This is a genomic window from Pseudomonas sp. 20-5, from assembly GCF_056782835.1.
In genome coordinates this window covers 3,196,402-3,220,035 of record NZ_CM165584.1, presented here as the reverse complement: position 1 = coordinate 3,220,035, position 23,634 = coordinate 3,196,402, and the positions used below count along the sequence as shown (strand labels likewise).

Annotated in this window: 22 protein-coding genes and 1 pseudogene; 15 read left to right on the top strand and 8 right to left on the bottom strand. The window is 67.7% G+C overall.

The window, feature by feature from the left end:
• Window positions 1-52 precede the first annotated feature (52 nt).
• From AC1RB9_RS14775 to AC1RB9_RS14760, 4 genes and pseudogenes are all read left to right on the top strand, one after another.
• A complete protein-coding gene (locus tag AC1RB9_RS14775) occupies window positions 53-268 on the top strand; it encodes a PLDc N-terminal domain-containing protein (protein ID WP_003088893.1) in 216 nt (71 codons plus the stop codon).
• A 19-nt stretch (window positions 269-287) separates the two neighbouring features.
• Window positions 288-527 (top strand): metallothionein, encoded by a 240-nt coding sequence (locus AC1RB9_RS14770; RefSeq protein WP_003100805.1) that lies wholly within the window; start codon window positions 288-290, stop codon window positions 525-527.
• A gap of 10 nt (window positions 528-537) precedes the next feature.
• A pseudogene (locus AC1RB9_RS14765) lies at window positions 538-1,085 on the top strand (CinA family protein).
• Window positions 1,082-1,942, top strand: coding sequence for an SDR family oxidoreductase (locus AC1RB9_RS14760; RefSeq protein ID WP_003450621.1), 861 nt, complete (start codon window positions 1,082-1,084; stop codon window positions 1,940-1,942). The pseudogene AC1RB9_RS14765 and the gene AC1RB9_RS14760 overlap by 4 nt, the downstream one beginning before the upstream one ends.
• 19 nt (window positions 1,943-1,961) lie before the next feature.
• Here the strand turns inward: AC1RB9_RS14760 and AC1RB9_RS14755 are convergent, their stop codons facing one another.
• Window positions 1,962-2,138, bottom strand: coding sequence for a hypothetical protein (locus AC1RB9_RS14755; protein ID WP_169057975.1), 177 nt, complete (start codon window positions 2,136-2,138; stop codon window positions 1,962-1,964).
• Window positions 2,139-2,392: 254 nt separating this feature from the next.
• On the opposite strand from AC1RB9_RS14755, the gene AC1RB9_RS14750 reads away from it, so the two are divergent.
• On the top strand, window positions 2,393-2,680 hold the full coding sequence (locus AC1RB9_RS14750) for a DUF2513 domain-containing protein (RefSeq protein ID WP_003100808.1): 288 nt from the start codon (window positions 2,393-2,395) through the stop codon (window positions 2,678-2,680).
• Between the two features lie 52 nt (window positions 2,681-2,732).
• Window positions 2,733-5,171, top strand: coding sequence for a glycogen/starch/alpha-glucan phosphorylase (locus tag AC1RB9_RS14745; RefSeq protein ID WP_003088906.1), 2,439 nt, complete (start codon window positions 2,733-2,735; stop codon window positions 5,169-5,171).
• 6 nt (window positions 5,172-5,177) lie between these two features.
• Here AC1RB9_RS14745 and AC1RB9_RS14740 read toward each other — a convergent pair whose 3' ends face one another.
• Window positions 5,178-5,576, bottom strand: coding sequence for a hypothetical protein (locus AC1RB9_RS14740; protein ID WP_003162297.1), 399 nt, complete (start codon window positions 5,574-5,576; stop codon window positions 5,178-5,180).
• Between the two features lie 498 nt (window positions 5,577-6,074).
• On the opposite strand from AC1RB9_RS14740, the gene AC1RB9_RS14735 reads away from it, so the two are divergent.
• The 9 genes from AC1RB9_RS14735 (at window position 6,075) to glgB (ending at window position 17,977) form a co-directional block, all read left to right on the top strand.
• Complete coding sequence (locus AC1RB9_RS14735; RefSeq protein ID WP_003088912.1) at window positions 6,075-6,242, top strand: con-10 family general stress protein; 168 nt, start codon at window positions 6,075-6,077, stop codon at window positions 6,240-6,242.
• Window positions 6,243-6,322: 80 nt separating this feature from the next.
• The gene (katE, locus tag AC1RB9_RS14730) at window positions 6,323-8,452 is read left to right on the top strand and encodes a catalase HPII (RefSeq protein WP_003450622.1); all 2,130 of its coding nucleotides are present in this window, start codon (window positions 6,323-6,325) and stop codon (window positions 8,450-8,452) included.
• A 96-nt stretch (window positions 8,453-8,548) separates the two neighbouring features.
• Window positions 8,549-8,683, top strand: coding sequence for a PSPA7_2676 family Cys-rich small protein (locus AC1RB9_RS14725; RefSeq protein WP_003088917.1), 135 nt, complete (start codon window positions 8,549-8,551; stop codon window positions 8,681-8,683).
• On the top strand, window positions 8,680-9,171 hold the full coding sequence (locus AC1RB9_RS14720; RefSeq protein WP_003088919.1) for an MgtC/SapB family protein: 492 nt from the start codon (window positions 8,680-8,682) through the stop codon (window positions 9,169-9,171). The genes AC1RB9_RS14725 and AC1RB9_RS14720 overlap by 4 nt, the downstream gene beginning before the upstream one ends.
• Window positions 9,172-9,184: 13 nt before the next feature.
• Window positions 9,185-9,427 carry a hypothetical protein gene (locus tag AC1RB9_RS14715; RefSeq protein WP_003088922.1) on the top strand — a complete coding sequence of 81 codons (243 nt, stop codon included), beginning with the start codon at window positions 9,185-9,187 and terminating at the stop codon, window positions 9,425-9,427.
• 22 nt (window positions 9,428-9,449) lie between these two features.
• Window positions 9,450-10,331 (top strand): non-homologous end joining protein Ku, encoded by an 882-nt coding sequence (ku, locus tag AC1RB9_RS14710; protein WP_003100825.1) that lies wholly within the window; start codon window positions 9,450-9,452, stop codon window positions 10,329-10,331.
• A 143-nt stretch (window positions 10,332-10,474) separates the two neighbouring features.
• Complete coding sequence (locus tag AC1RB9_RS14705; protein ID WP_003116987.1) at window positions 10,475-12,469, top strand: alpha-1,4-glucan--maltose-1-phosphate maltosyltransferase; 1,995 nt, start codon at window positions 10,475-10,477, stop codon at window positions 12,467-12,469.
• 10 nt (window positions 12,470-12,479) lie between these two features.
• Window positions 12,480-15,782 carry a maltose alpha-D-glucosyltransferase gene (gene treS, locus AC1RB9_RS14700; RefSeq protein ID WP_003162295.1) on the top strand — a complete coding sequence of 1,101 codons (3,303 nt, stop codon included), beginning with the start codon at window positions 12,480-12,482 and terminating at the stop codon, window positions 15,780-15,782.
• Window positions 15,779-17,977 carry a 1,4-alpha-glucan branching protein GlgB gene (glgB, locus tag AC1RB9_RS14695; protein ID WP_003162294.1) on the top strand — a complete coding sequence of 733 codons (2,199 nt, stop codon included), beginning with the start codon at window positions 15,779-15,781 and terminating at the stop codon, window positions 17,975-17,977. Before treS ends, glgB begins: the two co-directional genes overlap by 4 nt.
• A 1-nt stretch (window position 17,978) precedes the next feature.
• Here the strand turns inward: glgB and AC1RB9_RS14690 are convergent, their stop codons facing one another.
• From AC1RB9_RS14690 to AC1RB9_RS14665, 6 genes are all read right to left on the bottom strand, one after another.
• The gene (locus tag AC1RB9_RS14690; RefSeq protein ID WP_003162293.1) at window positions 17,979-18,974 is read right to left on the bottom strand and encodes a lysylphosphatidylglycerol synthase domain-containing protein; all 996 of its coding nucleotides are present in this window, start codon (window positions 18,972-18,974) and stop codon (window positions 17,979-17,981) included.
• Window positions 18,971-20,176, bottom strand: coding sequence for a cardiolipin synthase ClsB (gene clsB, locus AC1RB9_RS14685; protein ID WP_003132149.1), 1,206 nt, complete (start codon window positions 20,174-20,176; stop codon window positions 18,971-18,973). Before clsB ends, AC1RB9_RS14690 begins: the two co-directional genes overlap by 4 nt.
• On the bottom strand, window positions 20,173-20,910 hold the full coding sequence (locus AC1RB9_RS14680; protein WP_003113649.1) for an endonuclease/exonuclease/phosphatase family protein: 738 nt from the start codon (window positions 20,908-20,910) through the stop codon (window positions 20,173-20,175). Before AC1RB9_RS14680 ends, clsB begins: the two co-directional genes overlap by 4 nt.
• Window positions 20,907-21,845 (bottom strand): DUF72 domain-containing protein, encoded by a 939-nt coding sequence (locus AC1RB9_RS14675; RefSeq protein WP_003132148.1) that lies wholly within the window; start codon window positions 21,843-21,845, stop codon window positions 20,907-20,909. The genes AC1RB9_RS14680 and AC1RB9_RS14675 overlap by 4 nt, the downstream gene beginning before the upstream one ends.
• Before the next feature lie 3 nt (window positions 21,846-21,848).
• Window positions 21,849-23,096 (bottom strand): zinc-dependent alcohol dehydrogenase, encoded by a 1,248-nt coding sequence (locus AC1RB9_RS14670; RefSeq protein ID WP_003088939.1) that lies wholly within the window; start codon window positions 23,094-23,096, stop codon window positions 21,849-21,851.
• 66 nt (window positions 23,097-23,162) lie between these two features.
• Window positions 23,163-23,579 carry a CBS domain-containing protein gene (locus AC1RB9_RS14665; protein ID WP_003158701.1) on the bottom strand — a complete coding sequence of 139 codons (417 nt, stop codon included), beginning with the start codon at window positions 23,577-23,579 and terminating at the stop codon, window positions 23,163-23,165.
• Window positions 23,580-23,634 lie beyond the last annotated feature (55 nt).

Genomic DNA, 23,634 nt, shown 5'->3' with positions numbered 1-23,634 from the left:
CCCCCGGCGCACAGGGCCTCCACCGTGCAACGAGATGCCGAGGAGGCCCCCGATGGATACCGCCTACCTGATCCTCGCGCTGCTGGTCCTGTTGCTCCTGGTGGATGCCTGGGCCATCAACAGCGTGCTCCGCAGCGACAGCTCCGCCAGTCGCAAGCTCGGCTGGTCGCTGCTGATCCTGCTCCTGCCCGTGCTCGGCCTGGTCCTCTGGGGCTGGACCGGCCCCCGTGGCTTGCGCCCGGTGACCTCGCCGGAACACAGCAAGTGAACCCCACTGGAGACTGCCCATGAACAGCGAAACCTGTGCCTGTCCTAAATGCACCTGCCAGCCCGGCGCCGATGCCGTCGAACGCGACGGCCAGCACTATTGCTGCGCGGCCTGCGCCAGCGGCCACCCCCAGGGCGAGCCGTGTCGCGACGCCGATTGCCCCTGTGGCGGCACCACCCGGCCCCAGGTGGCGGAGGATCGCCAGCTGGACGATGCGTTGAAGGAGACCTTTCCCGCCAGCGACCCGATCTCGCCCTGAGGAGCGTGCCATGCCCGACCTGCAACTCGCGGACGAGGCCTCTCGCCTGGTGACCTACCTGCGTAGCGCCGACCTCAGCCTGATCACCGCGGAATCCTGTACTGCCGGGCAGATCAGCGCCGAACTGTCGGCGGTGGCCGGCAGCGGCAAGGTGATGGAAGGCGGCTTCGTCGTCTATTCGCCGGCGGCCAAGCTTGCCCTGCTGGGGCTCGACCCGAACTGGCTGGAGCGTTTCAACCTGACCAGCGTGGAGGTCGCCGAGGCCATGGCCAGGGCGGCCCTGCAACGCAGTCCGGCGAGCGCCGCGCTGGCGGTCACGGGGTTGCTCGGCAGTGAAGCGAAGGACGGCATCCCTCCCGGTACCGTGTGCTTCGCCTGGGCCTTCCGGTTGCCCGCCGGCCTCGCCCTGTTCTCGCGCCGCGAGCGCTTCCACGGCGACCCCGCGCGGATGCGCCGGGAAGCCACCCGCTGGGCGCTGCGGCGCCTGCCCGAATTCCATCAACGCGCCTTGCGCGGCGAACGCGCCTGAGGCGTCCGACAGAGAGGAAACCACCATGAGCGAACAGCGACAGACCCTGCCGGCGCAGCACCAGGACCAACGTCCCGGCCACGAAAGCGAGATGCAGCCGAAGCCGGAGTTCGTTTCCGCCGATTACCGTCCGGCGGCCAAGCTGGAGGGTAAGGTGGCCCTGGTCACCGGCGGCGACAGTGGTATCGGCCGCGCGGTGGCGGTGGCTTTCGCCCGCGAGAAGGCGGATGTGCTGCTGGTCTACCTGGATGAGAACGAAGACGCGGCGAAGACCCGCGAGATCATCGAGTCGCTCGGCCGCCAGTGCCTGGCGTTCGCCGGCGACGTCGCCGATGCCGGCTTCTGCCGCCAGTTGGTGGACACGCTAAGGCAGAAATGGGGACGCCTCGACGTGCTGGTCAACAACGCCGGCGAGCAGCATCCGCAGGCGCGCCTGGAGGACATCAGCGAAGAGCAGTGGGAGAAGACCTTCCGCACCAACATCTTCGGCATGTTCCAGTTGACCAAGGCGGCCCTGCCGCTGATGGGCAAGGGCGGGGCGATCATCAACACCACCTCGATCACCGCCTACAAGGGCAACCCCCAGCTGATCGACTATTCCTCGACCAAGGGCGCGATCACCTCGTTCACCCGGTCGCTGTCGATGAACCTGGTCAACCGCGGCATCCGCGTCAACGCCGTGGCCCCGGGCCCGATCTGGACGCCGCTGATCCCGTCCACCTTCAGCGCCGAGAAGGTCGCCCACTTCGGCGCGGATACGCCGATGGGCCGGCCCGGCCAGCCGGAAGAGCTGGCCGCCAGCTACGTCTACCTGGCCTGTAACGACTCGTCCTACGTCAGCGGCCAGGTGCTGCACGTCAACGGCGGTACGGTAGTCAACGGCTGAGGCGCCCCGGCGGCCGCGTTCACTCGCGTGCCGCCGCCGGCAGCAGGGGGTAGACCCGCACCGCGCTCAGGCGTTGCGGGAACAGCAGGGGATAGCAGAGTTGCAGGCGAACGTGCGCCTCGCTGGTGCTGAGGGTTGGCGCGAAAGTGGTGAGCACGGTCCGGCCGGGTTGTCCGGCGTCTGAGAAATGAACCATGAAAGCCTGCATCGGAGCGCTCCTACCGGAATACGGGAAAGGTCACTGCTCAGTGAAGCTGCGCTCCAGCTCTCGCGCCAGTTCGCGCACCGACCGTTGGCAACGGCATTCCTCCCGACTGACGCCGGCGCCCGGCGGTTCCGTCGTGCGGACAGGCGGGCCGCCGGCGAAAAAGAATGAACCATCGCGGCCGCCGCGACTCCGCTTCTAGGTAGCCGGAACGGCCGGCCGCGACGCAGACAAGGAGCACGGCGATGAAACGCGACTGGGGGTTGATCAGGGATCTGCTGGAGCATCTGGAAAGCCTTGGCTTCGGCCAGCACTGGGAAGCACGCGAGCTACCCGGTCATTGCCGCGAGGCGGTGGCCTACCACTTGCAGTTGCTCAACCAGGCGCAACTGCTCTGCGGCAGCGTCCAGCATTCCTGGACCGGCCAGGAGCAATGGGTGGTCCACCACCTGACCCTGGCCGGCCACGACCTGCTCGACCGCCTGCGCCAGGAAAGCGCGGCGGCCGCCGTGCCGGTACGCAAGAGCGCCTGAGAAAACCCCGCAAGCACCGGCCTGCAGCGGCGGGCCGGAAGGAAGCCCGGCGATGCCCGACAGCCAAGACCAGACCCCGAGCACGGTCCAGACCCTGAAAGCCAGCATCCTCGCCAAGCTGCGCTACAGCGTCGGCCGCGACCCATCCACCGCCTGCCCGCACGACTGGTTCGAAGCGGTGGCCCTGGCGGTGCGCGACCACATCATCGACCACTGGGAGGAGGCCACCCCGCAAGGCGAAGCGCCCGCGCGCAAGCGGGTCTACTACCTGTCCCTGGAGTTCCTCATCGGTCGCCTGTTGCTGGACAACCTCGGCAACCTCGGGCTGCTCGAGGAAACCCGCCAGGCCCTTGCCGAGCTGGGCGTCGACCTGCAGCGGATCGTTGCCCTGGAGCCGGACGCGGCGCTCGGCAACGGCGGCCTCGGACGCCTGGCGGCATGCTTCATGGAAAGCATGGCCAGCCTCGACATTCCCGCGCATGGCTATGGCATCCGCTACGAGCATGGCCTGTTCCGCCAGGTGCTGACCGACGGCTGGCAGCAGGAGCAGACCGAGACCTGGCTGGATTTCGGCAATCCCTGGGAGTTCGAACGACCCGAGGTCAGCTACTACATCGACTTCGGCGGCAGCGTGCAGGTCGACAGCGAGCACAGTGGCCGAGCCATCTGGCGGCCGGACGAGCGGATCCGAGCGATCGCCTACGACACGCCGATCGTCGGCTGGCGGCGTGCCAGCGTCAATACCCTGCGCCTGTGGCGCGCTCGCGCCGAGGAAGACCTGCAACTGGACCGTTTCAACGCCGGCGACCATATCGGCGCGGTGGTCGACGTGGTCAAGGCGGAGAGCATCTCGCGGGTGCTGTATCCGGCCGACAGCACCGAGGCCGGTCAGGAACTGCGCCTGCGCCAGGAGTACTTCTTCGTCTCAGCCTCGCTGCAGGACCTGCTCGACCGCCACCTGCGCCATCATCACGACCTGCGTAGCCTGCCGGAACAGGTGGCGATCCAGCTCAACGACACCCACCCGGCGATCGCCGTCGCCGAGCTGATGCGGCAACTGGTGGACGTGCACCAACTGGCCTGGCCGGACGCCTGGGCGCTGAGCGTGGCGACCTTGTCCTACACCAACCACACGCTGCTCCCGGAAGCCCTGGAATCCTGGCCGGTGGCGCTGATGGAGCGCCTGTTGCCGCGCCACATGCAGATCATCTACCTGATCAATGCCTTCCATATAGACGCGCTGCGTGCCCAGGACATCCACGACTTCGACCTGTTGCGTTCGGTCAGCCTGATCGAGGAGGGCCACGGCCGACGGGTGCGCATGGGCAACCTGGCGTTCCTCGGTTCGCACCAGATCAACGGGGTATCGGCATTGCACACCGAGCTGATGCGCGAAACCGTGTTCCATGACCTGCATCGCCTCTATCCGCAGCGCATCAGCAACAAGACCAACGGCGTGTCGTTCCGCCGCTGGCTGTTCCAGGCCAACCCGGGGTTGACCGAGCTGCTGGTGGAGACCCTCGGCGCCGACCTGCTGGACACCCCGGAACGGCGCCTGCCGGACCTCGAGGAACACGTCGAGGACGCCAGGCTGCGGGCACGCTTCGCCGAGCAGCGTCGGCAGAACAAGACCGCCCTGGCGCGCCTGGTGCTGGACAGCCTCGGCGTGGCGATCGAACCGGAAGCGCTGTTCGATGTGCATATCAAGCGTATCCACGAATACAAGCGGCAGTTGCTCAACCTGCTGCACACCGTGGCGCTGTACCAGGAGATCCGCAACGACCCGACCGCCGACCGCGTGCCGCGGGTGAAGATCTTCGCCGGCAAGGCTGCCGCCAGCTACCACCAGGCCAAGCTGATCATCAAGCTGGCCAACGACATCGCCCGCACCATCAACGACGACCCCACCGTGCGCGGCCTGCTCAAGCTGGTGTTCCTGCCCAACTACAACGTCAGCCTGGCCGAGGCGATCATTCCCGCGGCGGACCTCTCCGAGCAGATTTCCACCGCCGGGCTCGAGGCCTCCGGGACCAGCAACATGAAGTTCGCCCTCAACGGCGCGCTGACCATCGGCACCCTGGACGGCGCCAACGTCGAGATGAGCCAGCGGATCGGCCTGGAACACATGTTCATCTTCGGCCTCAGCGCCCAGCAGGTGGAGCAGCGCCGGCAGGCCGGGGAGCTGGAGATGGGCGGGGTGATCGCGGCCTCGCCGCGGCTGGAGGAAGCCCTGGAGGCGATCCGCAGCGGGCTGTTCTCGGCCGACGACCGCAGCCGCTACGAAGGGCTGGTGGACGGCCTGGTGCACGACGACCGCTTCATGCTCTGCGCCGACTTCGAGGCCTACTGGCATGCGCAGTGCCGGGTCGAGGAAGTCTGGCGCGAGCCCGATCGCTGGTGGCGCTCGGCGTTGCTCAACGTGGCGCGGATCGGCTGGTTCAGCGCCGACCGGACGATCAGCGAATACGCCCGGGATATCTGGAAGCTATGAAGGGCCTTACCAGAAGCCGGCCGGGTGACGGCGTTCGGGGCCCTCCAGGCGAAGGTCGAAGGCGCGGCGGAAGAATACCGCCAGCTCGCTGTCCAGCACCATCGGGTTGATCGACGCCAGCTCGGCCGGCAGGCTGTGCCATTCCTGGGCCCCGGCCAGGTACTGGCGATGGATGACCCGCTCGCCGGGAATCGCCAGCAGGCTGTAGTGGCTTTTCTCGCCTCCCGGATCGCCGACTTCCAGGCGCAGGCGAGGATGGCCGTCCTCGTCGAGGTCGAGGTCCACGTTGCAGTCCAGGCCGTAGCTGCGCGCCTCTTCGCAGGAGTCGATGAAAAGCGGTTTCGCCACCTGTTCGACGAGAGAAATGAAATAGTGCTGGAATCGCACTTCGTCACTGTTTTCCATGGCGAGTTCCATTTGTTTTAAAGTTCGACGATTAATTATTGAATGGGTCTATCGGAATGTCAGGGGTTGCAATAGAAAAGAATAATTAAGTGCCTCCGCCTGGGCATTCTTCGGTATTCGCTCCATGATATTCGGGGTAGGGTTCCTGATCACTGTCTCCCGGTTCGAAATTCCATTCATGGCAATCGCGATCGGGTTCTTCGTTGCTTACCACGGGATCGCTGTAGGCCTGATGCTCGTAGGGTTTCATGGTGCTCCTCCGAGATGTGCGGGCTTTCATCTGACGCAATTCGGGGATTCCTGTCAATGCTGGCAATGGAATAAGGCAAGGATCTTTGAACCCTATGGATTGCGCTCGAAACATGCTGGCAAAGCGCTTCGCTTTCATTCGCTGAAAATAATCTGAACCACTGGCGAAACACCCTCTCAGAGTTAGGGCATGCGCAACGCATGCGTCCATGAAATCTGTTCTGAAGAGATTATTCGGAGGAAATAGAAATGGCACAGCATCAAGGTGGTAAAGGCAACTTCGCGGAAGACCCGAAACGTGCTTCGGAGGCCGGCAAGAAGGGCGGCCAGGCCAGCGGCGGCAACTTCAAGAACGATCCGCAGCGGGCCTCCGAGGCTGGCAAGAAAGGTGGCCAGCGCAGCCACGGCGGGAACTGATAACCGCGCAGTGAAGTGAATGGGGCGGAGCAGGGAGGCATCCGCCCCATTTTCATGCCCAGGATGAGGAGAGGAAACCGATGAGCGAGCAGAACAACGAGCAGCGCAGCCAGGCGGCCGGCACCGACACCGTCGACCGTGCCAACAGCAACGCCAAGCTGGAACAGCTGGAGGCCTATCGCGAGGACGCCACCGGAGAGGCCCTGAGCACCAATACCGGCACCCGCATCGCCGATAACCAGAACACCCTGAAGGCCGGCGAGCGCGGACCGTCGTTGCTCGAAGACTTCATCATGCGCGAGAAGATCACCCACTTCGACCACGAGCGCATTCCCGAGCGCGTGGTCCACGCTCGTGGCTCGGCGGCGCATGGCTACTTCGAGGCCTACGAGGACCTCAGCGACCTGACCAAGGTCGGCTTCCTCGCCGAGGCGGGCAAGCGTACCCCGGTCTTCGTGCGTTTCTCCACCGTGCAGGGGCCGCGCGGGTCCGCGGATACGGTGCGTGACGTACGCGGCTTCGCCGTGAAGTTCTATACCGACGAAGGCAACTTCGACCTGGTCGGCAACAACATGCCGGTGTTCTTCATCCAGGATGCGATCAAGTTCCCCGACTTCGTCCATGCGGTGAAACCCGAACCGCACAACGAGATTCCCACCGGAGCGTCTGCCCACGACACCTTCTGGGACTTCGTTTCGCTGACCCCGGAGTCGGCGCACATGGTCATGTGGCTGATGTCCGATCGCGCCATTCCGATCGCCTACCGCAACATGCAGGGCTTCGGCGTGCACACCTTCCGCCTGGTCAACGCGGCCGGCGAGAGCGTGCTGGTCAAGTTCCACTGGCGACCGAAGTCCGGGACCTGCTCGCTGGTCTGGGACGAGGCGCAGAAGCTCGCCGGCAAGGACCCCGACTTCAACCGGCGGACCCTCTGGGAGGACATCGAGAAGGGCGACTATCCCGAATGGGAGCTGGGCCTGCAGGTGATCCCGGAGAACCAGCAGGACAGCTTCGACTTCGACCTGCTCGACCCCACCAAGCTGGTGCCCGAGGAGTTGGTGCCGGTAAGGGTGGTGGGGCGGATGGTACTCAACCGCAACCCCGACAATTTCTTCGCCGAGACCGAACAGGTGGCGTTCCACGTCGGCCACGTGGTCCCCGGAATCGACTTCACCAACGACCCGCTGTTGCAGGGTCGGCTGTTCTCCTATACCGACACCCAACTGCTGCGCCTGAGCGGGCCGAACTTCAACGAAATCCCGATCAACCGCCCGCTGTGTCCGTTCCACAACAACCAGCGCGACGCGCCGCACCGGCAGACCATCAACCGCGGCCGGGCTTCCTATGAACCGAACTCGATCGACGGCGGCTGGCCGAAGGAAACCCCGCCGGCGGCGCGCAACGGCGGCTTCTCCACCTACCACGAGCCGGTCAGCGGCAGCAAGCTGCGCAAGCGTGCCGACTCCTTCGCCGATCATTTCAGCCAGGCCGCATTGTTCTGGCACAGCATGAGCGAGGCCGAGCAGGCGCATATCGTCGCCGCCTACAGCTTCGAACTGTCCAAGGTCGAGCGGCAATCGATCCGTGAGCGCGAAGTCAACCAGATACTCCTCAACATCGATCCGCAACTGGCCGCCAGGGTCGCGGCGAACGTCGGTGTGCAGCTCGCCGCGCCGGCCAACCCGGCACCGCAGCCGAAGCCGTCGCCGGCGCTGAGCCAGATGAACCTGCTGTCCGGCGACATCCGTTCGCGCAAGGTGGCGATCCTGATCGCCGACGGCGTCGCCGAGAGCGACGTCAGCGACCTGCGCGACGCGCTCCGCCAGGAGGGCGCGGACGCCAAGCTGATCGCGCCCAGCGCTTCGCCGGTGCAGGCTGAAAACGGCGCCGAACTGAGCCCTGAGGGAACCTGGGACGGCCTGCCGTCGGTAGCCTTCGACGCGGTCTTCGTGCCTGGCGGCGCGGCCAGCAGCCAGGCCATCGGCGCTGACGGACGCGGCCTGCACTACCTGCTGGAAGCCTACAAGCACCTGAAGCCAGTGGCCTTCGCCGGCGATGCCCAGGCGCTGGCCAGCCAGCTTTCGTTGCCTGGCGACCCCGGCGTGGTGCTCGGCGCCACGGCCACCGATGTCTTCCCCGGCCTGCGCCAGGCATTGATGCAGCACCGGATCTGGCAGCGCGAGGCGGCGACCAAGGCGATCCCCGCCTGAGGAGCGCCGCTGGCGAATCCGATCGCACCTTCCCGTCGTCTCGTCGGTCACAGCTGGAAAGGGCGGCTGGCCGAGCGATTCGGCGGGAGGACCCGGATGACCTTGCGTTGCCTGATAGGCGGTTGCGACTGGTGCCGGCAACCGGCGTTGCGACTGGGTGAGGAAACCTTCGACTGCGAGCGCTGCCTGCGTTGCGGTGCCCTGCGCTACAGCGGGATACAACGCCGATGAGCGCCTGGGAGACGTTGTGGAAGATCCTCGGCGAGGAGTTCGCCGATCTCGCCGACTTCGAGCAGACCGCCCGCGCCGCGTTGCGCCTGCTGCTGGCGGCGGCGCTCGGCGCGGTACTCGGCTACGAGCGCGAGCAGAGCGGCAAGGCCGCCGGCCTGCGCACGCACATGCTGGTAACCCTCGGCGCGGCGCTGTTCGTCATGCCGCTGCAATTGCAGGGTGGCGGGGCGGACGCGCTGAGCCGGGTGATCCAGGGCACCGTCGCCGGCATCGGCTTCCTCTGCGCCGGCACCATCCTCAAGGCAGGTCGGGAAAGCCGGGTCAGGGGCCTGACCACCGCGGCGGGACTCTGGGCCAGCACCGCCATAGGCGTCGCGGTCGGACTCGGTCACCAGGGTACCGCGGTGCTCGGGACGGTCCTGGCGCTACTGGTGCTGCATGTCCTGGCCTGCCTGAACCGTTCGCCGCCATCTTCCGATAGCCATTGAGGAGAGTTCCGTCATGTTCAAGGACTTCGACGCCTGTACCGCCTGGACCGACGCGATGCAGGAGCGCTGCCAGCCGGTCGGCCTGATCCTCTATCAGCCCAAGCGGCGTGGCGCGGCGGTACGCATGCTGTGGGTAGTGACCCCGGGTTGCAGTTGCCTGAGCGACGCCGAGACCGCCGCCGACAACCTGCTCCAGCGCATCACCGACATCGCCGCCGACGGCCGCGTGCGTTACGCGGACGGCGGCACGCTGTAACCATCAAGAGGAGGAAACCGGCATGGCGCGTGCGATCTGGAAAGGCGCGATCAGCTTCGGCCTGGTGCATATACCGGTGAGCCTGTCGGCGGCGACCTCGTCGCAGGGCATCGATTTCGACTGGCTCGACCAGCGCAGCATGGAGCCGGTCGGCTACAAGCGGGTGAACAAGGTCACCGGCAAGGAGATCGAGCGCGAGAACATCGTCAAGGGCGTGGAGTACGAAAAGGGCCGCTACGTGGTGCTGAGCGAGGAAGAAATCCGCGCGGCGCATCCCAAGTCGACCCAGACCATCGAGATCTTCGCTTTCGTCGATAGCCAGGAAATTCCCCTGCAGCACTTCGATACCCCGTACTACCTGGCCCCCGACCGGCGCGGAGGCAAGGTCTACGCGCTGCTCCGGGAGACCCTGGAGCGCACCGGCAAGGTCGCCCTGGCCAACGTCGTCCTGCACACCCGCCAGCACCTGGCGCTCCTGCGGCCTCTGCAGGACGCCCTGGTGCTGATCACCCTGCGCTGGCCGTCGCAGGTGCGCAGCCTGGATGGCCTGGAGCTGGACGAAAGCGTCACCGAGGCGAAACTCGACAAGCGCGAGCTGGAGATGGCCAAGCGCCTGGTGGAGGACATGGCCTCCCACTGGGAGCCGGACGAATACAAGGACAGCTTCAGCGACAAGATCATGAAGCTGGTCGAGGAAAAGGCCGCCAAGGGCCAGCTGCACGCGGTGGAGGAAGAGGAGGAGGTGGCTGGCAAGGGCGCCGACATCATCGATCTCACCGACCTGCTCAAGCGCAGCCTGCGTTCCCGCGCCGGCGGCGGCAAGGACAAGGGCAGCGAAAAGGCCGGGGCCGACGCGAAGGGTCGCGCCAAGTCCGGTGCCTCGCGTTCGCGGCGCAAGGCCTGAGGCGAGCCGCTGGGTAAATCAACCTGAACCAATCGGTCGCCGGCGGGCTCGGAATCAATGACCGTCCGCGCCGCCGGCCATTCGAGGCCGGCGGAAGCCTCGCGACCCATCGCCGAACCCACGTCCCGGAGGAGCGCGCCTCGATGAGTTCGATTGTCCGCAACAGCGACGATGATCCGCTGGTCATCGCCATCCAGCAGCCCCGTATCGCCATCGAGTCGGTCAGCCCGGTGGTGGAAGAGGGTGCCTATCCCGCGAAGACCGAGAGCGACCGCGACCTGCGCCTGGCCGCGCGAATCTTCGCCGATGGCCATGAGGTACTCGGTGCCGAGGTGGTCTGGCGGCGTGTCGGGGAAACCGCGGAGCGGCGCCTGCCGCTGCTGCCCGAAGGCAACGATTTCTGGAGCGCGCAGTTGCGCACGCCGCCCTGCGGCCGCCTGTACTTCCGTATCGAGGCCTGGATCGACCGTTTTGCCGGCTACCGCCGCGAATTGCGTGCCAAGCATGGCGCACGCCTGCCGCTGGACCTGGAGCTGCGCGAGGGCGACGAACTGCTGCAGCGCTGCGCCGAGCGCGGCGGTCCGGAGATCGCCGCCGCCTGTGCGCCGCTGGCCGAACGCCTGCAGGCCTGCCAGAGCGTCGAGGAGCGGGTGGCGCTGTGGCTGGCGGCGCAGACCGGCGAACTGTTGCGTCTGGTCGGCCCGCGCGAGCACCTGGTGCGCAGCCGCGAATACCCGGTGGAGGTGGAGCGACCGCTGGCGCGCTTCGCCAGTTGGTACGAGCTGTTCCCTCGCTCGGAAAGCGGCGACCCGGCACGCCACGGTACCTTCGACGACGTGATCCGGCGCCTGCCGCAGATCGCCGCGATGGGCTTCGACGTTCTCTATTTCCCGCCGATCCACCCCATCGGCCGCACCCATCGCAAGGGCCGCAACAATTCCTTGCGTGCCGAGGCCGGCGACCCCGGCAGCCCGTATGCGATCGGCAGCGAGGAGGGCGGCCACGAGGCGATCCATCCCGAACTGGGCGACCGCGAGGATTTCCGCCGGCTGCTCGTTGCGGTGCGCGAGCACGGCATGGAACTGGCGCTGGACTTCGCCATCCAGTGCTCCCCCGACCACCCCTGGCTGCGCGAGCATCCCGGCTGGTTCGCCTGGCGTCCGGACGGTAGCTTGCGCTACGCGGAGAACCCGCCGAAGAAGTACGAGGACATCGTCAACGTCGACTTCTACGCCGAACAGGCCCTGCCGAGCCTGTGGGAAGCCTTGCGCGACGTGGTGCTGGGCTGGGTCGAGCAGGGCGTGACGCTGTTTCGCGTCGACAACCCGCACACCAAGCCACTGCCGTTCTGGGAGTGGCTGATCGCCGAGGTGCGCGGCCGCCATCCGCAGGTGATCTTCCTTTCCGAGGCGTTCACCCGCCCGGCGATGATGGCGCGCCTGGGCAAGGTCGGCTTCAGCCAGAGCTACACCTATTTCACCTGGCGCAACGACAAGCAGGAACTGGCGGAGTACTTCGCCGAACTCAACCAGCCACCCTGGCGCGACTGCTACCGGCCGAACTTCTTCGTCAACACCCCGGACATCAATCCCTGGTTCCTGCAACGCTCCGGCCGCCCCGGCTTCCTCATCCGTGCCGCCCTGGCGACCATGGGGTCGGGGCTGTGGGGCATGTACTCCGGCTTCGAGCTGTGCGAGGCGGCGGCCTTGCCGGGCAAGGAGGAGTACCTCGACTCGGAGAAATACCAGTTGCGTCCGCGCGACTACCAGGCGCCGGGCAACATCGTCGCCGAGATCGCCCGGCTCAACCGCATCCGCCGGGAAAACCCGGCATTGCAGACGCACCTCGGGTTCCAGGCCTACAACGCCTGGAACGACCGCATCCTGTATTTCGGCAAGCGCACCGCGGACCTCGCCAACTTCGTCCTGGTGGCGGTCTGCCTGGACCCGCACGAAGCCCAAGAGGCGCATTTCGAACTGCCGCTGTGGGAGTTCGGCCTGCCCGACGACGCCAGCCTCCAGGGCGAGGACCTGATGAACGGGCATCGCTGGGTCTGGCACGGCAAGGTCCAGTGGATGCGCATCGAACCCTGGCACCTGCCGTTCGGCATCTGGCGCGTGCGGCGCGTCGACGCATAAGGAGAAACCCATGGCCAGACGCGAGAAACCGGTCTTTCTCAACGACCCGCAATGGTACAAGGACGCGGTGATCTACCAGGTCCACGTGAAATCCTTCTACGACGCCAACAACGATGGCATCGGCGACTTCGCCGGGCTGATCGAGAAGCTCGACTACATCGCCGACCTCGGCGTGAACACTCTCTGGCTGCTGCCGTTCTACCCGTCGCCACGCCGCGACGACGGCTACGACATCGCCCAGTACCGTGGCGTGCACAGCGACTACGGCAGCCTCGCCGACGCCCGCCGGTTCATCGCCGAGGCCCATCGACGCGGTCTGCGGGTGATTACCGAGCTGGTGATCAACCACACCTCCGACCAGCATCCCTGGTTCATCCGCGCCCGCCACGCGAAGAAGGGGTCGCGCGCCCGCGACTACTACGTCTGGTCGGACAGCGACGAGAAATACCAGGGTACGCGGATCATCTTCATCGACACCGAGCAGTCCAACTGGACCTGGGACCCGGTAGCCCAACAGTACTACTGGCACCGCTTCTATTCCCACCAGCCGGACCTGAACTTCGACAACCCGCAGGTCCTGCGCGAGGTGCTAGGGGTGATGCGCTACTGGCTGGACATGGGCGTCGACGGCTTGCGCCTGGACGCGATTCCCTACCTGATCGAACGCGACGGCACCAGCAGCGAGAACCTGCCGGAGACCCACCAGGTGCTCAAGCGCATCCGCGCCGAGCTGGACGCGCACTATCCCGACCGCATGCTGCTGGCCGAGGCCAACCAGTGGCCGGAAGACACCCGGCCGTACTTCGGCGGCGAGGATGGCGGCGAGGGCGACGAATGCCACATGGCCTTCCACTTCCCGCTGATGCCGCGCATGTACATGGCCATCGCCCAGGAGGATCGCTATCCGATCACCGACATCCTGCGCCAGACCCCGGACATCCCGGCCAATTGCCAATGGGCGATCTTCCTGCGCAACCACGACGAGCTGACCCTGGAGATGGTCACCGACGACGAGCGCGACTATCTCTGGAACCACTATGCCGCCGACCGCCGCGCGCGCCTCAACCTGGGCATCCGCCGGCGCCTGGCGCCGCTGGTGGAGCGTGACCGGCGGCGCATCGAGCTGCTGCACAGCCTGCTGTTGTCGATGCCGGGCACGCCGACCCTGTACTACGGCGACGAGATCGGCATGGGCGACAACATCTACCTCGGCGACCGCGACGGCGTGCGGACCCCGATGCAGTGGTCGGTGGACCGCAACGGCGGCTTCTCCCGCGCCGACCCGGCGAAGCTGGTGCTGCCGCCGATCCTCGACCCGCTGTACGGCTACCAGACGATCAACGTCGAGGCGCAGGCGCGCGACCCGCATTCGCTGCTCAACTGGATGCGCCGCCTGCTCGCCGTGCGCAGCCAGCAGAAGGCCTTCGGCCGCGGCAGCCTGAAGATGCTCGCGCCGAGCAACCGACGGATCCTCGCCTACCTGCGCGAATACGCCGAGGGCGAACGGCAGGACAGCATCCTCTGCGTGGCCAACCTGTCGCGCGCGGCCCAGGCGGTGGAACTGGACCTCGCCAGCCATGCCGGCAAGGTGCCGGTGGAGATGATCGGCGGCATGTCGTTCCCGCCGATCGGCGAGCTGACCTACCTGCTGACCCTGCCGCCCTACGGCTTCTACTGGTTCTACCTGGCCGACGCGACGCAGATGCCGAGCTGGCACGTGGCCGCCGACGAGCGCCTGCCGGAACTGCCGACCCTGGTGGTCAAGCAGCGCCTCGGCGAGCTGCTGCAGGGCGCATCGCGGAACATCCTGGAAGGCGAGACGCTGCCGGCCTACCTGCCGAAGCGCCGCTGGTTCGCCGGCGAGAAAGGCCAGCCACGGCTCTGCTACATCGTTCCGCTGGACGAGGCGGAGCCGCGCTGTGCGTTGTGCGAAGTGGAGATCGACGGGCTGCGCTACCAGTTGCCGTTGGGCTTCCTCGACGCCGACCAGCGCGGCGACAGCCTGCCTCAGTTGCTGGCCCTGGCGCGCCTGCGGCGCGGTCGCAAGGTCGGCCTGCTGACCGACGCCGCCAGCCTGCCGCTGTTCGCCCGCAAGGTCCTCGCGCAACTCCGCGCCGAGGCGGTGATCGCCCACGGCGACGGCGAGATCCAGTTCATCCCGGCGGCGGGACTGGCGGAAATGGACGACATCGCCGACGAAGACGTCCTGCCGTTCTCGGTGGAGCAGTCCAACAGCTCGATCCGCTTCGGCGAGCGCATGGTCCTCAAGGTGCTGCGCAAGATCCTTCCGGGGCTGCACCCGGAAATCGAGGTCGGCGGCTACCTGACCCGCCAAGGCTACCCCGGCATCGCCCCGTTGCTCGGCGAGGTACGGCGGGTCGGCGCGGATGGCGAGCCGCACACGCTGATGATCCTGCAGGGCTACCTGAACAACCAGGGCGACGCCTGGAACTGGACCCTGGACAACCTGGAGCGAGCCGTGCGCGACGAGATATCCGCGGCCAGCGAGGCGCTTGAAGGGCAATACGACAGCCTCGCCGAACTGCGCGGCTTCGCCGCCAACCTCGGCGCCCGGCTCGGCGAGATGCACAGCGTACTGGCCGGCGAGTCGGACGATCCGGCCTTCGGCAGCCGCGAGAGCGACGAAGCCAGCGTCCAGGCCTGGGCGCTGCGCATCGCCGAACAGTTGCGCGAAGCCGGCAAACGCCTGAGCGAGCCGCCACGGCCGTTGCAGGGCGAGGCGGCGGAACAGGCGCGGCGCCTGCTGGAACGCCTGCCGGCGCTGCTCGAACGCCTGCCGCTGCTGGCCCGGCAGGCAGCCGGCGGGCTGCTGATCAGGGTTCACGGCGACCTGCACCTGGGCCAGGTGCTGATGGTCCAGGGCGACGCACGCTTCATCGACTTCGAGGGCGAGCCGGCGCGCAGCCTGGAAGAGCGCCGCCAGCGCCACAGTCCGATGAAGGACGTCGGCGGCATGCTGCGCTCGTTCGACTACGCGGCGGCGATGGTCCTGCGCAACGCGCAGAGCACCGATAGCTCGGAACAGGCCGACAGCGCCCGGCGCAAGGTCGCCATGCGCTATCGCAGCGAAGCCCGCGACGCCTTCCTGGCCGGCTATCGGGCCGCCGCGGCGGGTCTCATGCACGCCTGGCACGGTCGCGAAGGCGAGGGGGCGGCGCTGGCCCTGGCCTGCCTGGAAAAGGCCGCCTACGAACTGCTCTACGAAGCCGACTACCGCCCCGACTGGCTGGAAGTGCCTCTCGCCGGTCTGGCCGAACTCACCGAACACCTCCTGAAGGGCAAGAACCGATGAGCGAACCGATGTCCGAACGCGAACGCTGGCAACTGGAGCTGGACAAGCTGCAGCGCGGCCTGCAGGGCGATCCATTCGCCTTCCTCGGCCCGCAGCGCGACCCCGGCGGCGAAGGCGGCGTGCTGCGCGCCTACCTGCCCGGCGCGCAGCGCGTCGAGCTACTCGACGAAGACGGCGCGACGCTCGCCGAACTGGAGCAGAGCGACCCCGGCAGCGGCTTGTTCCAGCGCCACCTGGAGCGCCTGCCACCGCGCTACCGCCTGCGCGTGCACTGGCCGGACGGCGTGCAGGAAAGCGAAGACCCCTATGCCTTCGGGCCGTTGCTCGGCGAACTCGACCTCTACCTGTTCGCCGAAGGCAACCACCGCCAACTGGCCTCCTGCCTGGGCGCGCAACTGACCCGTCACGAAGGCGTGGAGGGCGTGCGCTTCGCGGTCTGGGCGCCGAACGCCGTGCGCGTCTCGGTGGTCGGCGATTTCAACGGCTGGGACGGGCGTCGTCACCCGATGCGACGACGCTATCCATCCGGCGTCTGGGAACTGTTCGTCCCGCGCCTCGGCGAGGGCGAACTGTACAAGTACGAGTTGCAGGGCCACGACGGCCTCCTGCCGCTGAAGGCCGACCCCCTGGCGCTGGCCTGCGAGACGCCGCCCGGAACCGCTTCGAAGACCTGCGCGGCGTTGCGCCACGAGTGGCGCGACCAGGACTGGCTGGCCCGGCGCGCGGAGCGCCAGGGCTATGCGGCACCGCTGTCGATCTACGAAGTCCACGCCGGCTCCTGGCGCCACCGCGACGGCCGGCCGCCGCACTGGTCGGAACTGGCGGAGGAGCTGATTCCCTACGTGCGCCAGCTCGGCTTCACCCATATCGAGCTGATGCCGGTGATGGAACATCCCTTCGGCGGCTCCTGGGGCTACCAGCCGCTCGGGTTGTTCGCCCCCACCGCGCGCTACGGCACGCCGGAGGACTTCGCCGCGTTCGTCGACGCCTGCCACCATGCCGGCATCGGCGTGATCCTCGACTGGGTGCCGGCGCATTTTCCCACCGACGCCCACGGCCTGGGCCGTTTCGACGGCACGGCGCTGTACGAGTACGAACATCCCTTCGAAGGCTTCCACCAGGACTGGGATACCTACATCTACAACCTTGGCCGCAGCGAGGTGCACGGCTTCATGCTGGCCTCGGCGCTGCACTGGCTGCGCACCTACCACGTCGACGGCCTGCGGGTGGATGCGGTGGCCTCGATGCTCTATCGCGACTATTCGCGCAAGGAAGGCGAATGGCTGCCGAACCGCCATGGCGGCCGGGAGAACCTGGAGGCCATCGACTTCCTCCATAACCTCAACCAGGTGGTCGCCAGCGAAACCCCCGGCGCGCTGGTGATCGCCGAGGAATCCACCGCCTGGCCCGGCGTCAGCCGTCCGGTGGCGGAGGGCGGCCTGGGCTTCAGCCATAAGTGGAACATGGGCTGGATGCACGACAGCCTGGCGTACATCGGCGAAGACCCGCTGCACCGGCGCTATCACCACCACCAGTTGACCTTCGGCCTGCTCTACGCCTTCTCCGAGCATTTCATCCTGCCGATCTCCCACGACGAGGTGGTACATGGCAAGCACTCGCTACTGGACAAGATGCCCGGCGACCGCTGGCAGAAGTTCGCCAACCTGCGCCTGTACCTGAGCTTCATGTGGTCGCACCCGGGCAAGAAGCTGCTGTTCATGGGATGCGAGTTCGGCCAGTGGCGCGAGTGGAACCACGACGGCGAACTGGACTGGTACCTGCTGCGCTATCCGGAGCATCAGGGCGTACAGGACCTGGTGGCGGCCCTCAACCGGCTGTACCGCGAACTCCCCGCACTGCATGCGCGCGACGGCGAGGCGCTCGGCTTCGAATGGCTGATCGGCGACGACCAGGCGAACAGTGTCTACGCCTGGCTGCGCCACGCGGCCGGCGAGCCATCGCTGCTGGCGGTACACAATTTCACCCCGGTGCCGCGCCAGGGCTATCGGATCGGCGTACCGCAAGGCGGCGACTGGGACGTGCTGCTCAATAGCGACGCCCAGGCGTTCGCCGGTTCCGGCGCAGGCAGCCAGGGCCGCGTCTCCAGCGAGTCGTGCGGCGCCCATGGCCAGGCGCAGTCCCTGGTGCTCGACCTGCCGCCGCTGGGCACGCTGCTGCTGCGTCCGGCCGGCTGATTCAGGCCTGGCCCTGGTGCAGGCGGCGCTGTTTGCGGCGCAGGCGGATCGCCCGGCGCTCCAACAGCAGGTAGACCACGCAGGCCAGCGCCAGAGGTAGGAGGAAATACAGCACCCGGTAGCCGATCAACGCGGCCAGCAGCACGCCCTGGGACAGGCGCCCCTGGAGCAGGGCGATGAACACCGCTTCGAGCACCCCGAGCCCGGCCGGGATATGGGTGATGACCCCGGCGATGCTGCTGATCAAGAGGATCGCCAGGACGCTCGGGTAATCCACGCCGTGCGGCAGCAGGCTGTACAGCAGCAGCGCCATCAGCGACCAGTTGCTCGCTCCGAGCAGGCCTTGAAGGGCCGCCAGCCGCCAGGACGGCAGGGTCAGCCGATGCTCGCGCCAGCCCCAGGCGCGGCGTCGGGCGAAACGGCAGGCCAGCAGGTAGCCGGCGGCCAGCGCCAGGAGCAGGGCGCCGATCAGGCGCAGGCCGTCGCTGCCGAGCTTCCAGCCCGGCGGCAAGGCCGGCAGGCCGCAGCTGAACAGGATGCCGGCGAGCAGCAGGTAGCCGAACCAATTGGTCACCAGGCTGAAGGTGAGGATCCGGGTGATGTCGGCGATGCCCAGGCCGAGCCGGCTGTACAGGCGATAGCGCAGCGCCACGGCGCCGACCCAGGAACTCAGGTTGAGGTTGAACGCATTGCACACGAACGCCACGGTGAAGACCCGCCGCTTGGGCAGCGAGTGGCCGATGTAGTAGCGGCTGAGCAGGTCGAAACTGCTGAACACCGTATAGCCGGCGGCCGCCAGCAGCAGTCCGAGGAACAGGGTCGCGGGGCGATACTCGCCGAGGGCGTGGCGGACTTCCTGCCAGTCGAGATTCTTCACCAGGAGGAACAGCAGCACCGGGACCAGCACGAAGAACGCCAGGGTCAGCAGCCTGCGCAGCCAGCGCCAGTGAGCGCGGCGTGGCGCCGCCGAGGCAGTTGCGTGACCGCCGCCGTTCATGGGTTGCCCCGCTGGCCCTGGCGTTCCTGCCAGCGCCGCGACGGACGCGGCTCCAGCGATTTCAGGCGCGGCAGATGGGCGGGTACCCAACCGGCGATGGCCGGGAAATGCCGGGAAAAGTGGAAGCCGAGGAAGATCAGCGGCGCCCGCCACCAGTAGCCGCGCCTCGCGTGGCGGCGGCTGATGCGCCGGCAGTGGCGGCGCGCCAGCTCGCGCAGGTGCTGGTAGAGCTGGCCGTTGAAGGCGACGTCGTGGATCACCAGGTTGGCCTCCAGGTTCAGCGACAGGCTGAGGGGATCGAGATTGCTCGAACCGATGGTCGACCAGTCGTCGTCGATCACCGCGACCTTGCCGTGCAGCGGACGCTGGCAGTATTCGTGGATACGCACGCCCTCGCGCAGCAGGTAGTCGTAGAGCAGCCGGCTGCACAGGCGCACCAGCGGCATGTCCGGCATGCCCTGTAGTACCAGGTCGACGCGCACGCCGCGGCGCGCCGCATCGCGCAGCTCGCGAAGCAGGCGGTAGCCGGGGAAGAAATAGGCGTTGGCGATCAGCAGGCGTCGCCGCGCCTGGCGGATCGCTTGCAGGTACTCGCGCTCGATGTCGTCGCTGGACTGGTCGTTGTCGCGGATCACCAGGCGCACCCGCGCCGGCTGCCCGGCGCCCGACGGCCGCAACGGCGGGTAGTCGGCGTCCGGTTCGAGCAACGCCAGGCAGGCCTGGCGGATATCGCGCACCACCGGACCCTCGACGCGCACCGCGTAGTCCTGCTTGGCCATGTTGCCGCGACGCACCAGGTGGTCCTCGCCGTAGTTGATGCCGCCGACGAAGGCCTGCTGGCGATCGATCACCACCAGCTTGCGGTGCAACCGGCGAAACAGGTTGGTACGCATGCCGAGCAGGCGCGGGCGCGGGTCGAACAGGTGCACGCGAACCCCGGCGGCGGTGAGCCTGGCCAGGTAGTCCGGGCTGAGCGAGGCGGTGCCGTAGCCGTCCACCGTGACCTGTACCTCGACACCGCGCTCGGCGGCGGCGCTGAGGGCTTCCTGCAACTGCCGGCCGACCTCGTCCTCGAAGATGATGAAGGTTTCCAGGAGGATCTCCCGGCGCGCCTCGGCGATGCACTGGAACAGGCGCGGAAAGTACTCTTCGCCGTTGATCAGCAGTTCTACGCGGTTGCCGTCGCGCCAGGGGAAGTTCATGGCTCCACCTCCACCGCCAGCGGCAGGTGGTCGGACAGGTGCGACCAGGGCCGCCGCGAGAGGATGCGCGGCTGGCGCCCGCGGGCATTGCGCAGGTAGATGCGGTCCAGCGGCAGCACCGGCCAGCGCGCCGGGAAGCTGCGCGCCGGCCGGCCCTGGGCGCCGACGAAGACTTCGCGCAGGCCGCAACCAGCGAGCAGGCGGTCGGCGCGCTGGCGCCAGTCGTTGAAGTCGCCGGCGACCACCACCGGCTCGCGCTCCGGCAGGCCCGCCACCAGCTCGCAGAGCAGTTGCAACTGGCGCTGGCGCTGCGCCTCGCGCAATCCCAGGTGCACGCAGACCGCGTGCAGCGGACGGCCGATGTCGATCACCGCATGCAACAGGCCGCGTTCCTCGTTGCCCGCCACCGAGACGTCGAGGTTGCGGTGGGCGAGGATCGGATGCTTGGAGAGCACGGCATTGCCATGGTGGCCTTCGGGATACACCGCGTTGCGCCCGTAGGCGAACTGCGGCCACATGCTGTCGGCCAGATACTCGTATTGCGGCGCCGGCGGCCAGGACGGCAGGCGCGCGGCGTGCAGGCTATGGGAGCCGAGGACCTCCTGGAGGAACACCAGGTCGGCACCGACGCTGCGCACCGCTTCGCGCAACTCCGGCAGGATGAAGCGCCGATTGAACGGGTTGAAACCCTTGTGGGTGTTCACCGTCAGCACCTGCAGGCGCGGCAGGATCATGCGGCACTCTCCCGCAGGTCATCGGGCAACTGTCCGGGCACCGTGCGCAGGCTGCCGTCGAGTTCCAGCAGCTGCAGGAGGCGCCGGGCGTCGTAAGGTGCGCGCACCTTGACGTCGTTGTCGAAGTAGCAGTACAGGTCGCGCGCCGTCGCCTTCGCCGGTGCGTCCTGGCTGGCCCGGCGCAAGTCGTCGGCCTGGCCGCCGCCGGCCCAGGCGTGGATCCGTGCCTGCCACTGGCCCAGGGCCGCTTCCGAGTAGCCGCTGCGGTACAGTTCCTTGTCGCCATGCAGGCGCAGGTAGAGGAAGTCGGCGCAGACGTCGCCGAGCAGCGGCCACTTGCCGGCGGTATCGGCCACCACCAGGGCAACCCGGTATTCGCGCAGCAGCTCGATGAACGTCGGGTCGACGAAGCTCTCATGGCGGATTTCCACGGCATGCCGCAGGCGCTGCGCCGGATCGCCGTCGAGGTAGCCCTCGCGGTGCAGGCGCGCGGCGCTGTGCCGGGCGAGCTTCTGCGCGGCGGCGCCGTCGCGCGGCAGGCGGGCGAGGAAATCGGCGAACAGCTCGCGGTCGAAGCGCATGCTCGGCGGGAACTGCCAGAGGAACGGGCCGAGGCGCTGGCGCAGGGCGAGGGGGCCGGAGGCGAAGAAGTTCGCCAGCGGCTCGTCGATCTCGCGCAGGCGCCGCACGTGGGTGATGTAACGCGGGGCCTTGACGCTGAAAACGAAGTCCTCGGGGGTGTCCTCGGCCCAGCCGCGGAAGCGCTCGGGCGTCTGCAGGGCGTAGAAGGTGCCGTTGATCTCGATGCTGTTCACCGCCCGCGAGGCGAAGCGCAGTTCGTCCTTCTGGCGCAGCCCCTCGGGATAGAAGTCACCTCTCCAGGGGGCGTAGCGCCAGCCGGAAATGCCGATGCGCAGGCGTGCCGGTGCGCTCATGCATCACCCCCGGGCGCCGCTTTCCGGCGTCGGCCGGCGCGCCAGTTCGTCCACCGCGCGTTCGTCGAGGCGTTCCTCGCTGCCCTCGACCTGGCGCTTCTGCGGCACCAGTTCGACCTTGATCCAGCCGGTCTCGCGGCGGTCGAAGGCTTCGAAGGCCTCGATGGCGTCGCCGATCGGCTTCACCTGGGTGAGGATCTTCGCCGGGTCGATGCGTCCGCTGAGCACATGTTCGAGCAGCAGCGGAATGTACTTGCGGTGGTGGCAGTTGCCCATGCGGATGGTCAGGTTGCGGTTCATCGCCAGGCCGATGGGAAACTGCCGCGAGTCTTCGGCGTAGACGCCGATGATCGACAGGGTGCCGGCCTTGGCCAGGCCCTGCACCGCCCACTCCAGGGCCTGTGCGGGGGCGTTGCCGGGACTCCAGCTGGTGCCCTCCTGGCGCGGCGCCGGGGTGGCGGTGCCATGGCTGTGCTCGGCGTCCACGCCGACGGCGTCGATGGCGCGGTCCACGCCGATCCCGGCGGTCAGCCAGCGCAGGGCCTGGACCGGATCCTCGCGCTCGAAGTCGATCACTTCGGCGCCTTGCTGGCGGGCCATGTGCAGGCGGTCCGGGTGGCGGTCGATGGCGAACACCCTGGCGGCGCCGAGGAGCAACGCGCTGGCGATGGCGAACTGGCCCACCGGACCGCAGCCGAACACGGCGACGGTGTTGCCGGGGGCGATACCGGCCAGTTCGGCGCCGAAGTAACCGGTGGGGAAGATGTCCGACAGGAGTATCGCCTGGTCGTCGCTGATGCTGCTGGGCAGGCGGATCAGGCCGATGTTGGCATAGGGAATCCGTGCTTTCTCGGCTTGCAGCCCATGGAAGCCGCCGTTGGCCCGGGGGCCGCCGAAGAACGCGGTGCCGGCCTGGCTGCCGCCGGGGTTGGCGACGTCGCACTGGGCGTAGTAGCCGGCTCGGCAATACACGCAATTGCCGCAGGCGATGGTCGAGGGAATCACCACCCGGTCGCCGACCTGCAGATTGCGCACTTCGTCGCCGAGCGCCTCGACGATGCCCACGCCCTCATGGCCGAGGATGGTTCCCGGACGCATGCCGCCGACGCTGCCACGGACGAAGTGCAGGTCGGTGCCGCAGATCGCCGAGGCGGTCAGCCGCACGATGGCGTCGGTGGGCTCCTGCAGGCGCGGCTCCGCCACGTCTTCCAGGCGGATGTCGCCGATGTCATGGAATACCACGGCTTTCATGGCGTTCTCCCGGTTGGGGCCCGGCCTCGGCCGGAATGGCAAAGGCGGGCCGGGTGGAAGAAAGGCTCAGTAGTGGGCCTGGGCGACGCCCTGCAGGACGGTGGCGCTGGAGGCCTGGTCGTGGCAGCTGGCGATGTTGCCCAGGGAAACCACGCCGACCAGCCGCTTCTCGCGGTTGAGCACCGGCAGGCGGCGCATCTGGATGTCGGCCATGTTGCGGGCCACGTGCTGGACGTCTTCGTCTTCGAAGCAATAGTGGATGTCGCCGCTCATGATGCGGCCCAGCGGGGTATCCCCGGACAGGCCGCCGGCCACCGCGCGGATGGCGATGTCGCGATCGGTGATCATCCCGACCAGGCGGTCGCCTTCGCCGACCAGCAGGGCGCCGCTGTCGATCCTCGCCATGGTGGCGGCCGCCTCGCGGATGCTCTGCTGCGGGTCGGCGACCTGGACGTTGCGGGTCATGATGTCGCTGATCTTCATGCTGTCCTCCTGTGTAGGGTGGATGTGCGGGCGCCGCGTGCGGCACCTACAGGTT